Source organism: Nostoc sp., assembly GCF_036917455.1.
GTDB lineage: Bacteria > Cyanobacteriota > Cyanobacteriia > Cyanobacteriales > Nostocaceae > Nostoc.
In genome coordinates this window covers 14,555-28,317 of the sequence record NZ_JBALDK010000201.1, presented here as the reverse complement: position 1 = coordinate 28,317, position 13,763 = coordinate 14,555, and the positions used below count along the sequence as shown (strand labels likewise).

The 13,763-nt window shown below is 42.2% G+C and carries 14 protein-coding genes; 4 read left to right on the top strand and 10 right to left on the bottom strand.

Translation table 11 applies throughout. The features are described from left to right. The first annotated feature begins 104 nt into the window (after positions 1 to 104). On the top strand, positions 105 to 437 hold the full coding sequence (locus V7K42_RS21380; protein WP_334919346.1) for an RNA recognition motif domain-containing protein: 333 nt from the start codon (positions 105 to 107) through the stop codon (positions 435 to 437). A gap of 87 nt (positions 438 to 524) precedes the next feature. Here the strand turns inward: V7K42_RS21380 and V7K42_RS21375 are convergent, their stop codons facing one another. The 4 genes from V7K42_RS21375 to V7K42_RS21360 form a co-directional block, all read right to left on the bottom strand. Beyond that, positions 525 to 908, bottom strand: coding sequence for a nuclear transport factor 2 family protein (locus V7K42_RS21375; RefSeq protein ID WP_334919345.1), 384 nt, complete (start codon positions 906 to 908; stop codon positions 525 to 527). Between the two features lie 181 nt (positions 909 to 1,089). Further along, the gene (locus tag V7K42_RS21370; RefSeq protein ID WP_442938616.1) at positions 1,090 to 1,308 is read right to left on the bottom strand and encodes a BrnT family toxin; all 219 of its coding nucleotides are present in this window, start codon (positions 1,306 to 1,308) and stop codon (positions 1,090 to 1,092) included. Positions 1,309 to 1,359: 51 nt separating this feature from the next. Continuing rightward, entirely contained in the window at positions 1,360 to 3,072 is a 1,713-nt protein-coding gene (locus V7K42_RS21365; RefSeq protein ID WP_334919343.1) for a diflavin flavoprotein, read from the bottom strand. Between the two features lie 142 nt (positions 3,073 to 3,214). Continuing rightward, positions 3,215 to 4,939: a diflavin flavoprotein gene (locus tag V7K42_RS21360; protein ID WP_334919342.1), complete on the bottom strand. Its 1,725-nt coding sequence runs from the start codon at positions 4,937 to 4,939 to the stop codon at positions 3,215 to 3,217. Between the two features lie 109 nt (positions 4,940 to 5,048). Here V7K42_RS21360 and V7K42_RS21355 point away from each other — a divergent pair, with 109 nt between their 5' ends. Then, positions 5,049 to 5,846, top strand: coding sequence for a pantothenate kinase (locus V7K42_RS21355; RefSeq protein WP_334919341.1), 798 nt, complete (start codon positions 5,049 to 5,051; stop codon positions 5,844 to 5,846). A gap of 169 nt (positions 5,847 to 6,015) precedes the next feature. Here the strand turns inward: V7K42_RS21355 and V7K42_RS21350 are convergent, their stop codons facing one another. Both V7K42_RS21350 and V7K42_RS21345 read right to left on the bottom strand, forming a co-directional pair. After that, positions 6,016 to 6,828 (bottom strand): alpha/beta fold hydrolase, encoded by an 813-nt coding sequence (locus V7K42_RS21350; RefSeq protein ID WP_334919340.1) that lies wholly within the window; start codon positions 6,826 to 6,828, stop codon positions 6,016 to 6,018. Positions 6,829 to 7,049: 221 nt separating this feature from the next. Continuing rightward, a complete protein-coding gene (locus V7K42_RS21345) occupies positions 7,050 to 7,544 on the bottom strand; it encodes an NUDIX hydrolase (protein ID WP_334919339.1) in 495 nt (164 codons plus the stop codon). Positions 7,545 to 7,967: 423 nt separating this feature from the next. Here V7K42_RS21345 and V7K42_RS21340 point away from each other — a divergent pair, with 423 nt between their 5' ends. Then, a complete protein-coding gene (locus tag V7K42_RS21340) occupies positions 7,968 to 8,459 on the top strand; it encodes a PEP-CTERM sorting domain-containing protein (protein WP_334919338.1) in 492 nt (163 codons plus the stop codon). Between the two features lie 559 nt (positions 8,460 to 9,018). Beyond that, complete coding sequence (locus tag V7K42_RS21335) at positions 9,019 to 9,186, top strand: hypothetical protein (RefSeq protein ID WP_322643767.1); 168 nt, start codon at positions 9,019 to 9,021, stop codon at positions 9,184 to 9,186. A gap of 128 nt (positions 9,187 to 9,314) precedes the next feature. Here V7K42_RS21335 and argH read toward each other — a convergent pair whose 3' ends face one another. The 4 genes from argH to V7K42_RS21315 form a co-directional block, all read right to left on the bottom strand. After that, positions 9,315 to 10,700 (bottom strand): argininosuccinate lyase, encoded by a 1,386-nt coding sequence (argH, locus tag V7K42_RS21330; protein WP_334919337.1) that lies wholly within the window; start codon positions 10,698 to 10,700, stop codon positions 9,315 to 9,317. Between the two features lie 75 nt (positions 10,701 to 10,775). Next, positions 10,776 to 10,982, bottom strand: a complete 207-nt coding sequence (locus V7K42_RS21325) for a hypothetical protein (RefSeq protein WP_334919336.1) — start codon at positions 10,980 to 10,982, stop codon at positions 10,776 to 10,778. 107 nt (positions 10,983 to 11,089) lie between these two features. Beyond that, a complete protein-coding gene (larB, locus tag V7K42_RS21320; RefSeq protein WP_334919335.1) occupies positions 11,090 to 11,878 on the bottom strand; it encodes a nickel pincer cofactor biosynthesis protein LarB in 789 nt (262 codons plus the stop codon). 58 nt (positions 11,879 to 11,936) lie between these two features. Beyond that, positions 11,937 to 13,718 carry an ABC transporter substrate-binding protein gene (locus tag V7K42_RS21315; RefSeq protein ID WP_334919334.1) on the bottom strand — a complete coding sequence of 594 codons (1,782 nt, stop codon included), beginning with the start codon at positions 13,716 to 13,718 and terminating at the stop codon, positions 11,937 to 11,939. Positions 13,719 to 13,763 lie beyond the last annotated feature (45 nt).

Here is a 13,763-nt window from a genome sequence, read left to right as displayed (position 1 = left end):
GCGACAGTGTTTGTTTTTAGTATTGACAGGCTTTTCCCTTTTGGTATTACAGACTTCTCTCCGAAATCTAAATCTCTACAAACTTATGATTTTGGAGACATTTAATGTCAATTTACGTTGGTAACCTCTCCTATGATGTTACACAAGATGCGCTGAGTACTGTTTTTGCAGAATATGGTTCTGTAAAGCGCGTTCAGCTACCTACTGACCGTGAAACAGGTCGTTTACGCGGCTTTGCTTTCGTGGAAATGAGTTCAGAAGATGAAGAAACCAAAGCCATTGAAGCCCTTGATGGTGCTGAATGGCTGGGTCGTGACCTTAAAGTGAATAAGGCCAAGCCCAGAGAAGACAGAGGTGGTTCCTTTGGTGGTGGTAATCGCGGCGGTGGCGGCGGCGGCTACAACCGTGGCGGTGGTGGCGGTGGTGGCCGTTACTAAGCTAAATAAGCGAAAATCATTTAGTTGAATCTAAGAAAGGCTCAGGCAGAAATGCTTGAGCCTTTTTTATCCAAAACCTGCACTACACTATGATTCTCTAACCAAAGTCCCTTGATGAAAAATTATTTTCCATCGATCGTTGTTAAATTTCCAGATGGAACTTCGCAGTGAATGAACAGGCTGTTCGCCAGATAGATATCTGACTATATGATAAGTTACTAAAATAACCCCTGTTGCCAAAACTAAGGTTTTGAATTCTGTTATCGATCTTTGAGTCACGGGTTCGATGGGTTCATTTTGCAAGCTCTCGATAATTTGCTGTTTATTAAAAACACGCCCTGAGCTTCCGAACTCAATGAACTCGTCAGCAAGTAAATCCATAACATCCTTAGCTGACTTTCGGACATCGGGTTGAAGCAAACGTTCCTCCAACTCACGGAGTAGCGATTCCTCTAAGTAGTCTGCTTTCATCTACTTGCTAGGGTTGATTATCCCTTTGATAAGAGGGCTTGCAACTGTCCAATACAACGAGGTTATTAGACTGTCTTGCCGTTTGCGGCTTGTGGCATTGACTCAATCAACGCCCTTGGGGCTTTCCAAGAAATCGAAGCAATACTCAGCTTGAAGCCCGTCGTCAGAATTTTGCGATTTTTCAAAAGGTGTTTCGTTCATAATCTTCACGTTCCTTTCGAGTAGCTAGACGGGCGCTGATGATACGGATAGCATTGGAACGCTCAGTGAAGCAAATCAATAGCAACAAATTTTGTTGAGAGTAACCAATAATGATTTCTCGCTGCTCGTTTATAGAGTGCGGTTCATCATCAAAGCTAACACCATGCTTCTTCAAATTTGTGGCTGCTTTTGATTGTATCCTACTCGAATTCCATGACCAGATCGTATCCGATTAGCTATGCAAAGTTAATTAATAATGAGTTGCCGACTTACGATGATGCACAGATGTAACACCATCTTGATTTAGCACTTTGCCATTCTCAACAGTTGCATAAACCAGCCAATGGTCGCCAGATTCCATCCGGTTTTGTACGGAACATTCCAGATATGCTAGGGCATCGGTAAGTATGGGAGAACCGTTTTCAGCAACTTCTGCGGCGACATCGGCAAATCGATCTTGTCCTGGGCCGAAGGGTTTGAGGAAGTGCTTCATTAATCCCAAATGATTGCCTTCTTTGAGAATGTTGAGGACAAATTTGTTTCCTGAGTGTGTCAATGTTTCTACTGCTCGGTCTTTAGCGACAGCTATGGTTAAACCAGGGGGATTAAAGCTAGCTTGAGCCACCCAAGAGGCTAACATAGCACTAGAGCGATCGCCTTCTTTGGCTGTGAGAACGCACAGAGAACCAACAATGCGACCAACTGCTTGTTCTACAGTAGTAGCAGGAATGCTCTGCGATCGCACTTTTCTAGCTTTTTTCAATGCTTGGGCAAAGTCAGTTCCAGCTTCTTCACACAATTGTAAGGTGGCATCGTCGGGTTTGAATTTTACGCGAATGGCATCAAAACCAAACCGATAGCCAGCATCTTTTAATTTCCCTTCAATTAAATCAACCGCTTCCCCACTCCAGCCAAAGGAACCAAAAACACCAGCAAGTTTATTGTTTGTTGCGGTGGATAATACAATTCCTAAAGCTGTTTGCACCGGTGTAGGTGCATGACCGCCGAGGGTAGGAGAACCCATGATGAAACCACCGGCTTTTTCCACCGCCGCTCGGATTTCTTCTGGTTCAGTAAATTCGCAGTTTATCGATTCTACAGCAACACCAGCTTTGGTGATCCCACGAGCGATCGCTTGGGCTAATGTGGCTGTATTTCCATAAGCTGAGGCATAAATTAACGCCACTGTCAAGTCAGCAGATGTTTGCTGTTGACTCCATTCTCGATAAGCTTTGGTCAATTCGATTAAGCCATAGCGCACCAAAGGCCCGTGTCCAGTGGCATACATTCTCACAGGAAAATCGGCTAGTTTATCCAACGCTGTTTCTACTTGACGAGCATGGGGAGCCATGAGGCAATCAAAATAATAGCGCCGATCTTCGTTATATACTTCCCAGCCTTCATCAAATACCTGATCTCCACAAACGTGGGCCCCAAATAACTTATCTGTGTACAGAACTTCTGTTTGCGGATCGTAGGTGCAAAGTTGATCTGCATAGCGGGGATTAGGGGTGGGAATAAATTGTAAATTATGCCCATTGCCCAAATCTAGGGTTTCTTCACCCCGCATGACAAGAATTTGCAAATCTGGATTTTCCAGCGCACTACGTAAATTTATCGCCCCTGGATTAGAACAGACAAAGGTGATTTGTGGAGCAATTTCTAATAAAGCTTTTAAAGTTGTAGCGCGGTTAGGATTTACGTGTCCCAAAATTACATAATCTAAGTCTTCCAGATGGAAACGTTGCTGTAAGGCTTCTAAATAAATGTCTGTAAACGTTTCCCCTGGAGGGTCAATGATAGCAGTTTTATCGCTTTCGATTAAATAAGAATTAGCTGTTGTACCCTTAGCAAGAGCATATTCAATTTCAAATCTGAGCCTTGACCAACTGCGCGATCGCAGTATTTTTGTATCTGTCGCTATTGGATAAACTTGAACATCACGGGGTTTATTTGTTGACATAGCTTTATTGGGGATTGGGTACTGGGTACTGGGTACTGGGTACTGGGTACTGGGTACTGGGTACTGGGTACTGGGTATTTGGAAAACTTTTTCCCAGTTCCTAGTCCCTAGTCCCTAGTCCCTAGTCCCTAGTCCCCAGTCCCTAATAGTGATTTCCAACTTTGCGATGATGCACAGCAGTTAAAGCATCGGGTTTAGAAACTCGTCCGGCGTAGACAGTGCTATATACTGCCCAATGGTCGCCGCAATCCATTCTACTGACGACTTCGCACTCCATGTAGGCGAGGGCATCGTTGAGGATAGGCGCACCATTTTCGGCGGGCTGAGTTCTCACTCCTTGAAAGCGATCTGCGCCAGGGCCGAAGCGTTTCAAAAAGTGCTTCATGAGTGGTTGGAAATTGCCTTCTTCTAAGACGTTGAGAACAAAGCGATCGCCTACTTGCATAAGTGATTCAATTGCCCGATCTTTGGCGACTGCAATGGAAAATCCCAAGGGTTTAAAGCTGGATTGAGCAACCCAGGAGGCTAACATAGCACTGGATACATCACCTTTTTTGGCAGTAATAATATACAGTCCGCCGCTAAGTCTACCAAGGGCTTTATCTAAGTCAGCACCGAGGGATTTCATGGCTTTGATGCTGCGATCGCGTGTTACCCATTGAGCTAAGTCTGTACCCGCTTCTTCACAAAGCTTGTAGGTATTTTCTGTAGGCGCTTCTTTAATCCGAATCGCTGGAAAAATTGTAATCAAGCCCAGATTGCGGAATTTACTCACCAAAGGATCTATCGGTTCATCATCGCCACCGCCACTTTCAAACACGCCGATGGCTTGCTTTTCTTTGGCAGATCCTAAAACTGTGCTGAGTGCAGATTGAATACTCGCAGCGCCAGAAGCCGGAGGTAGACCAACGATCAGCCCTGTACAACGGCCAACTAGTTCTCGCAGTTCTTGTAAATCGACTTCAGAACCCAAATCGACAATTTCCACGGCGACACCGGTTTTACCGATACCATTAGCAATTGCTTGTGCGAGGCGATCGCTATATCCGTATTCGGAAACGTAAAATATCCCAATTATGGTTTCTGGCTTGGCTTGCGTTTTGCTCCAAGCGCGGTAACGTCCAACTAATTCCTCAACATTGTGAGACAATAATGGACCGTGTCCTGTGGCAATCATACTAATGGTTTTCAGTTCCGCCATGCGTTTAAGGGCAGACAAAACTGACCGAGCATTCGGCCCCATCAAGCAATCGTAGTAATAATGGAAATCTTCTTCAATCGCCGCCAAGTCTTCATCAAAGGTGCTATCTGAGCAATAGTGCAACCCAAAAGCGTCGCAGGTGTAGAGAGTTTTGGTTTTGTGGTCGAAGCTGAAAATAGTATCCGGCCAATGTAAATTTGGGGCAATCACAAATTCAAATTCATGACCATTGCCCAAATCTAAGCGACCGCCATTTTTTACAATCCGCCGTTTGAATGGCTGATGTACGAAATCTTCAAGAAACTGAATCGCTACTTTAGAACCGACAACGGTAATTTCTGGAGCCATAAGCAGCAAATCTTTAACCAAACCGCTATGGTCTGGCTCAGTGTGGCTGATAATTAGATAATCAATATCTGTTGGCTTGATTAGTCCGGTGAGCGTATCAAAATATAGCTGACGAAACTTTTCGTGAGAGGTATCAACTAAAGCAGTCTGCTCTCCACGGATGAGAAACGAGTTATAAGTAGTACCGTTTTGCAAACCAAACTCAATATCGAAGCGATCGCGATCCCAGTCCAAAGAGCGAATAGCCGTCGTCTCTTGACCGATTTCCACAGTCTGTATGGTGAGCCGTTTTTCAGTTTTTTCGGTGAGCGCTACCATAACTCCCTCCTTGATACAATGAGTATTTGTTCCTCTATGTTTATTGTTACACGGCTTGAATGTTAATTTTTATTAAAAAGTATATAACTGACTTAAAAAAGTTAAAAGTGTGAAACCGCAGAGGCACATAGAGGAAATTTGGCTAGGGTTGGAAATTGGTAATTCCCGACTGCATTGGGCGTTGTTTATTGGTGAGACGCTTTATTCAGCTTGGGACACTGACTATCTTCCTGAATCTGTTATACAACAGTTGGCTGAATATCAAACCCTGAATGATTTACTAAAAAAAATTTTTCCACAAGGTGAATTTTTCACAAATACTCTGCCCCTTTGCCCTCTCTTCGTCGCCTCCGTAGTTCCCAGCCAAACTGCTATTTGGCAAACTTACCCAAATACTCATGTTATTACATTAGACCAAGTACCACTAAAAGGTGTTTATCCCACACTAGGAATTGACCGCGCCTTAGCTTTGTGGGGTGCGGGGAAAATGTGGGGTTTTCCCATGTTGGTAATTGATGCTGGGACAGCGCTAACTTTTACGGCTGCGGATGCTAATGAGTGTCTAGTTGGAGGGGCAATTTTGCCGGGATTAGGCTTACAATTTACAACTCTCGATCAACAAACAGGACAATTACCATTAGTAGAAACGCAAACTTTTTCGCCTTTGCCACTGCGTTTTGCTCTTAATACGAAAGAAGCTATTCAAAGTGGAGTTATTTACACTTTAATAGCTGGGATTAAAGATTTTATTGAAGCGTGGTTGCAATTATTTCCTCATGGGAAGATTGCGATTAAAGGGGGCGATCGGACTGTGCTAATTAACTATTTGCAAGCTTTATATCCTGAGATTACAGCAATTTTGATTGTAGAACCAAATTTAATTTTTTGGGGAATGTATTTAGATTAGTTTAGAACATGTTTTAAAAGTGGTTAGCTGTAATTTTAGGCACTTTTTGATCCTCCCACCCCTCCCTTAGCTCGACTTTATCCAAAATTATGAACTTGGTTTTTTTTATCCAGCAAAAAACACGTTTGTTTATAAATATAAGTTTTATAAACCCACTTTTCCCCAATTACTAATTTCCTTTAAGAAACTCCTGAATCTCAACCGCCACAACCCCAGCACAAGATTCTGGTAAGTCGTTTCCGGCATGGGAAATCATTTTCAATTCAACTTTCGGCATCAGTTGAGCATAAACTCTACTTTTGGCTAAAGCATCTGGTGTATCTTGGCCACCTTGTAGAATAAAAACCGGCACATCTATCATATAAAGCCGCTTTTGCACTAATTCTGCATCAATTTCTATTTGTCGCCGTTTGAAAAGTAACTGACAACCTATAGGATAGGGCAATAACGACTGACGCAGCTGCAAGTCTTGGGCAATTTTTTCATGCCAACCCAGCATTTTAGTTAAAGGAATTAGCGATCGCAACAATTTAACTATTAGTGGTGGATAATTCAATAGTCGCCGCATCTTTCGGCAATACTCTTCAAGTCCAGCTATCTCTACACCCTCTGGTGCAACCAGCACCAAACCAGCAACTTTCTCTGGATACTTTAAAGCATAGCTAGCAGCAATCCAACCCCCAAGAGAATGCCCGACTAAATATACTTTTTCTAGCTTCACAGCTTGCAAAAATTCTGCCAAGCACTCCACTTGTAAATCTATCGAATGATGGATATTCGGATTTTCTGACTCACCAAACCCTAACAAATCAGGTGCGAAGCAATGAAAATCTTGTGCAAGGGACTCCATCACAGACAACCATTGACTGCTCTCATTCCAAGCACCATGTAAAAAAATTATAGGAGTTTTTTCACCGACTTCACGCCAAAATATTAGCCCTTGAGAGAGCTTTATCCGGGAGTTACGGAATAGTGTATCCATTTTAATTTAGATTAGTCATTGGTCATTGGTTATTGGTTATTCGTCATTTGTCATTGGTTATTGGTCATTAGTTTTGGGCAAATTATAAACAGAGAAGTCTGAGTCATTCGCGTAACGTCTTGTTGGCGCAGCCTCTTGTAGAGAAGAAAGGCTTTCTTAAATCAGAACCTTGGCGGCAAATAACAAATGACAAATGACAAATAACTAATGACAAAATATTATTATGCCAATGTTGTCAAGCCATTCAAGTAGTCTTGCAACTGCCGAGTATGGTCATGAGACATCTGTCCTGAAGGTAACAAATTGGGAGAGAAAGCTTGGATTTCCATGACTTCTAAAGTATCCTGAATTTCCATTGTCCCATGTACCTCGGCTTCAACCGCAATACAAATTGAGTGGATTCTGGGATCGCGGTCTGGTGCGGAGTAAACTCCTACCAAACGGTTTATTTTCAGCAATTCTAGCCCGGTTTCCTCCACCAATTCCCGGCGGACTGTGTTGGGAATATCTTCTCCCCAATCCACTATGCCTCCAGGTAATGCCCAAAGACCATCATCGCGCCGTCGGATCAGTACTATTCGACCATCGGGTAAAATTGGGATGATACTAGTGCCAGTAATGGGATGACGAAATATAATACCCAATACTGTTTGTCCAATACGCCATAAGCTACGTGTGGACTTGACTGCTGCCGGAAAAAAAGCAATAACGTTCAATCTTCAAAATTTATATGTTGTATTCTATATTTCTCTACCACTTACATAACTCAACTCCTAAAATTTTCGTTGAGTTTTGTTTTATACAAAAATGTTTGTGGTTTGAGATTTTATTCTGACGATTTACGTAGAATATTATTAATCTTAACATCAAGTTTCAATAGAAGCACTGTATTTATATATACATGATATTTTTAATTTAAAAAACTTTTCAATTTATAAATAACATTAGCCTTGCTAAAACCAGCTATCATTAATATTTTTTCAGCAAACTTTCAAAAAATTAATCTGAATAAGTTAAGTCTAAATTCTGAATTCTGAAGAGGTAATTAAGCCGCACTTGAGATTGCGACCAAATTCTTGATAATTAAGCTTAATATACAAAAATCCTTGGCAAAAACTGCGATCGCCCAAATAATCTCTATGAAAAATCTAGCTCTACTATCTGCCATAGTCCTCACCATCACATTTGGATTGGTTTTCGGTACAATGGAAGCGGCCTCTGCTTTAACTTGGAAATGGAATTATTCTGGTACTGGTATAGAGGCAATTGGTACTTTTACCACTAATAATACTCCTAACGATTTGGGTTTTTATCAGATTTTGGAAATTACTGGTACACGAAATGGTGAAACAATTACTGGTCTCCAACCTGTAGAGACTCCAATCCCAGGAAACGAACCTTTTGATGTTGACAATTTAATTAGTCTTAATACTCAGCAGTTAACGCGTGATGGTTTTGGGTATTCTACATCGGAGGGAAACTATTCTAGTCCGCTTTTCGCTAGTTTCTTACCAACACCAAGTTATTTAGAAGTTTTTTCTGTGCCACCACTGACACCAGGTTCTGAAAATTTTGGCACCGAAGATAGTGAGTTACCTATTAGTTTTTCTGCAACCATAATCACCCCTTAACACACCTCTATCTTTAGCTGATGGTGCGTTACGCTACGCTAACGCACGTCAAAAATCAACTATTAGTCTTAGAGGTTGTTTGAAAAGTATTTGGCTGTAGATTTTAGGCACTTAGAGATCCCCCCTAGCCCCCCTTAAAAAGGGGGGAACCGGAATCAAAGTCCCCCAATTGAGCGGGGGATTTAGGGGGATCTGAAATGTTTTGCTACCAACGAGAGGACTTGTTCATTCATCCTCTTATAGCGAATAAAGTAGCAAGGACAAAATTTCAAACCGCCTGACGAATTATTGGTTTGTTCTAAGAACGATAACTAGTTAGGTAATTTACATCTCTCTAACTAACATATTTGAATCTAAAAAAAAGGTATTTTTAGTCTACCTGGTGGGGACTATTTAAAATTTTTATTGACAAAACAAGGGAAAATACGGTAGACTAGTACACTGTTTAAAGTGTATTGATTGCTGCACTAGGCTACAAGTATATCAATAATATTGGTAGCTAATATTGCCTACGTGATGCCTAGTTGCTACTCTTTTGTTGTTTATTAATGAGGTGAACATGGCCAAGCGCCGTAACCCGAAAAAAGAAAAGGCGCTACGGAACCAGGCATATGCCAGAAAGTTTCGTAAACGAACTACCACAGGAAGAATGCAGAGAAGGTTCCAACAAAGACCACCGAAGAGTGAAGAAGAAGAAGGCGCAGCAACAGCAGCTGAAACTGACTAAGCTATCTGCTTAAAGCCTTTTTATTTAGATTATTTATCTTTTAGGGCGTACAAATGTACGCCTTTATTTTTGGGAATTGGGAATTGGAAATTGGGCAATAATTAATAGTTTTTCTTCTCCTGCTCCTCCTATTGCTCGATTTGAGCGCGGGCGGTGACGAGTGCTTTACTAACCTGTAAAAAGCCAGTACCACCATGACTGTTGCGGGCGGCCACAACTTGACGAGGGGATATCGCCTCGTAAATATCTGCTGCAAATGCTGGATGTAGTTGTTGCCACTCTTCCAATTTCAAATCTTTTAGGAGTTTACCTGCGGCAATACTAGTCTTTACCACCTTACCTACAAGGTTGTAAGCTTCCCGGAAAGGAACGCCCCGTGCTGCAAGATAATCTGCTACGTCGGTAGCGTTGGAAAAATCTTCGGTTACAGCTTCTGCTAAACGCTGGGTACGAAATTCTAAACCCTCCCTGAGCAAAATCGTCATTGCTTCTAGAGAGGCTTTGACTGTGTTGACGCTATCAAATAGACCTTCTTTGTCTTCTTGCAGGTCTTTGTTATATGCCAAGGGTAGACCCTTCATAATTACTAACATCGCCTGGAGATGACCAAATACACGCCCTGTTTTCCCCCGCACCAATTCTGGTACATCAGGGTTTTTCTTTTGGGGCATGATACTAGAACCTGTGGCACAGCTATCTTTAAGGGTGACAAAGCGGAATTCTTCAGATGACCAAAGAATGACTTCTTCTGCAAGGCGGCTGAGGTGAACCATAATCAAGCTAGCAGCACACAAGAATTCGATCGCAAAATCGCGATCGCTCACTCCATCAAGGCTGTTAGCATAAATATCGTCAAAATCCAATAGTTTGGCTGTGTAGTGGCGATCAATGGGGAAAGTGGTTCCCGCCAAAGCACCGCATCCTAAAGGTGAGATATTGACGCGGCGAGAAACATCTTTTAAGCGTTCCCAGTCGCGTTGGGCCATTTGAAAGTATGCCAAAAGGTGATGAGCCAAACTTACCGGTTGGGCGCGTTGTAGGTGAGTATAGCCTGGGATCAAGGTTTCAACGTGTTTTTCGGCTATATCCAGTAAAACCCCTTGGAATTCTCGCAATTCACTTTTGATTTGCTGGATTTGGTCGCGCAGGTAGAGTCTAGTATCAGTACCAACTTGGTCGTTACGCGATCGCGCTGTATGCAGCTTTTTACCCACATCACCGACAATTTCTGTCAGTCGTTTTTCAACTGCAAAATGTACGTCTTCAGCATCGACACCAGGCTGAAATTTACCTTGGCGGTACTCTTGGCGAATTTGTTCTAAACCTGCAACCAGTTGCTCACCTTCTTCTGAGGAGATAATGCCCGTGTGAGCTAGCATTTTGGCATGAGCTTGAGAACCAGTCAGATCGTATTCTATTAATTCAATATCAAAACCTATACTGGCATTAAAACGAGCGATCGCTGGATGCAATGCTGATTCAAACCTCTGGCTCCAAGTTTGTTCTTTGGTCATAAATCTCTAGGGATTGGGCATCAATTTTGGATTTTAGATTAATCATCAATCTAAAATCCAAAATCTAAAATTACTTTAACCGTAGCTAGTTAGATTCCGAATCATATAGCCAATGATTACACCAATCAACAATGCCCACACTTGACCTGTCTGTATAAAGTGGCTCCAAGCTTTTTGCATCTGACCCATGACGTTTGGATCGGTAATTGTTTGTGCTAATGCCGTCAAATTTACAGGCAAGTGCCAATATAACTGAGATATCAAATCGCTGTAATGGCTCATATTTGGTAATTAAGAGGTTGGGGCTGGCAAATTTAATTATCAGTTTATTTTTTACATAAATTACTGATAATCTACTGAAATACTGGGTATAACTTTAATGTCTTAACTCAAGATTCAGCCGATGCCAACCGCAATTTCTCGGCAGTTCGCAAAATTTGCCCCGCCAGTACTGCTGCGCCAAAACCATTATCGATATTTACTACGCCTACTCCCGCAGCACAAGAGTTGAGCATTGTCAATAAAGGTGCTAAACCGCCAAAACTTGCCCCATAACCGATGCTGGTGGGTACAGCAATCACCGGACAACTTGCTAAACCAGCGACAACGCTGGGTAAAGCGCCTTCCATCCCTGCCACGACAATTAATACTGATGCCGACTCAATCAGGTGGCGGTTGCTTAATAAACGATGAATCCCCGCAACACCAACATCCCAGAGGCGCTGTATCCGAAAACCAGAAAGTTCGGCAGTGACAGCCGCTTCTTCAGCAACAGCTAAATCGGCAGTACCAGCAGAAAGAATGCCTATTTCACCCTGGAATTGTGGTTCGATGGTAGGGGGAGCGATCGCACAAATTCGCGCCGAATCGTAATATCGCAAACCGCTAACTTTTGATTGCAGTACGGCATAAACTGCTGGTTCAATGCGAGTTGCCATCACCACCGGATTGCGGAGGCGCATCACCTCCATAATTTGAACAATTTGTTCGGGCGTTTTACCAGGCCCCCAAATCACCTCTGGGAAACCAGTTCTTAGCTGGCGATGATGGTCGATTTTGGCAAATTCACCTACAGACTCATAAGTTAAGTCTTTGAGTGAGTCTAATGCCGTATCTGGCGTAACTTTACCATTGGCAACCGCAACGAGTAGTGATCGCAAAGTTTTTTCATCGGTCATTGGTTTTTGTCCTTTGTCATTTGTCCTTTGTCATTTGTGAATAACCAATGCCCAATAACTAATCTGTTACTTTGATTTGTTCAATATTCCAGAATGCACCACCCAGGGCAGAGAATTTTATGCCTTCAAAACGATTACGCACGGCTGACATGGAATAAGGATTAACCAGGAAAATAAAAGGTAAATTTTCTTGAGTAATTCTCTGTGTTTCGGCATAAATTGCTTTAACTTTAGCTTCGTCTAATTCTCGTGCAGCTTGAATGTAAAGATTCCCTATTTCTGCTTCCCAAGGAGCAACTTCCCAATCCTGAATTGGCTTTTGTCCTGCTTGTGGTTTCTGATTAAACATGTGTAATCCGCCTTCAGGTGCCCAAACATTAGCACCATCATTCGGTTCTAATCCGCCAGTCAGACCCATTAAAGATGCTTCCCAGTCCAATGAGTTAGAAATTTTGTCAGTAAAAGTATTCCATGCCAACGGGGTGAAATCAACTTGAATACCGATTTTACTCAAGTCTTGTTTAATCTGCGATCCCATTGCCTCACGGATTTTATTTCCAGCATTGGTAAGCAAAGAAAAACGGACGCGATTTCCCTGAGCATCTACTAACTGATTGTTGTTGTACTTAAATCCTGCTTTTAGTAGCAATTCCTTAGCTTTTTGCTGATTATAGTCGTAAACTTTTAACCCTTCTTTAGGAGAAAGGTAATAGGGACTTTGCACAGAAATGGGTGAATTTTGCGCTACACCCAAGCCGCGAAAAGTGTTATTAATCATCGTTTGGCGGTCAATTGCATAAGCTACAGCCTGCCGAAATTGCACATTATTGAACCACTGAGACTTAACTGGATCGACCAGTGGTTTTCCATTCCTTTTACCTTTGTTGAGATTGAACCAAACAAACGATGTACTGGATGTTGGCCCACCATTATAAATGGTGAAATGACTCTGCTTTTCTTGTACCTTTAACAAAGAAAAGTAATCTGGCGATATTGCCACAGTATCTAATCCACCAGAACGAAATTGCAGCAAGGAGGTATCTGTAGATTCCACAATTTGCCAAATTACCCGTTCAATGTAAGGCTGGGAATTGCCTTGAGCATCCTTACGCCAGTAGTAAGGGTTGCGTCGGAAGGATACACGCTGACTCGTGTCGTAGCGTTCTATTTTGTAAGGGCCGTTGACAATAATTTGGTCGGGAGGAGTATCAACGCCCCATTGTGTTAGAAAAGTCGGCTTTCCATCTTGGTCTTTCGTTTTTACCCATTTTTCCAGTACATGAGCAGGCAAAATTGGAGAACCAGTACTCAGCAGAAAAGGTCTAAAGGGTTCTGGTACGCTAAACTCAACTCGACGTTCATCCACTTTTTGCACAGTGGGTAGCTTCCGACTTTCACCAATCCTCAAGCCATCTCTCACATCTGTAGGAATCGCTTCGTTAAGGTAGATATTGTTGTAGGTGAACACCACATCATCTACTGTTAGCGGCTGACCATCAGACCATTTCAACCCTTGGCGTAGAGTAAAAACAATCTTTAATTTATCATCGGAAATTTGCCAGGATTCCGCTAAGGCTGGTTCGACTTTAGCAGTTATCGGGTTTTGGCCAATTAGCCCCTCATAAATTAGAGGAAAAACATTTGGAGATTCTTGACTAAGAGGATAATTAAAAGTTTTAGGATCGCTGAGAATGGCGCTTACCAATTGCGGCACTTTAGCGGATGCACTTTTGAAGTTAGTGGGATTACATGCGGTAATTGTAAGTGCTGTTGTTAAAGTCAGAATTATTGGCAACCAAAAATATTTGATTGCCACAAGTATGTTGCTAAAAAATTTCATAATTTCAAATTTATTTCCATCCTAATCAGTCTTCAATATCCTTAT

Coding starts and splice junctions, on each gene's coding strand:
- argH (WP_334919337.1), bottom strand. CDS start 10,700: ATGACCAAAGAACAAACTTGGAGCCAGAGGTTTGAATCAGCATTGCAT.
- V7K42_RS21325 (WP_334919336.1), bottom strand. CDS start 10,982: ATGAGCCATTACAGCGATTTGATATCTCAGTTATATTGGCACTTGCCT.
- V7K42_RS21375 (WP_334919345.1), bottom strand. CDS start 908: ATGAAAGCAGACTACTTAGAGGAATCGCTACTCCGTGAGTTGGAGGAA.
- V7K42_RS21365 (WP_334919343.1), bottom strand. CDS start 3,072: ATGTCAACAAATAAACCCCGTGATGTTCAAGTTTATCCAATAGCGACA.
- V7K42_RS21380 (WP_334919346.1), top strand. CDS start 105: ATGTCAATTTACGTTGGTAACCTCTCCTATGATGTTACACAAGATGCG.
- V7K42_RS21335 (WP_322643767.1), top strand. CDS start 9,019: ATGGCCAAGCGCCGTAACCCGAAAAAAGAAAAGGCGCTACGGAACCAG.
- V7K42_RS21360 (WP_334919342.1), bottom strand. CDS start 4,939: ATGGTAGCGCTCACCGAAAAAACTGAAAAACGGCTCACCATACAGACT.
- larB (WP_334919335.1), bottom strand. CDS start 11,878: ATGACCGATGAAAAAACTTTGCGATCACTACTCGTTGCGGTTGCCAAT.
- V7K42_RS21315 (WP_334919334.1), bottom strand. CDS start 13,718: ATGAAATTTTTTAGCAACATACTTGTGGCAATCAAATATTTTTGGTTG.
- V7K42_RS21340 (WP_334919338.1), top strand. CDS start 7,968: ATGAAAAATCTAGCTCTACTATCTGCCATAGTCCTCACCATCACATTT.
- V7K42_RS21350 (WP_334919340.1), bottom strand. CDS start 6,828: ATGGATACACTATTCCGTAACTCCCGGATAAAGCTCTCTCAAGGGCTA.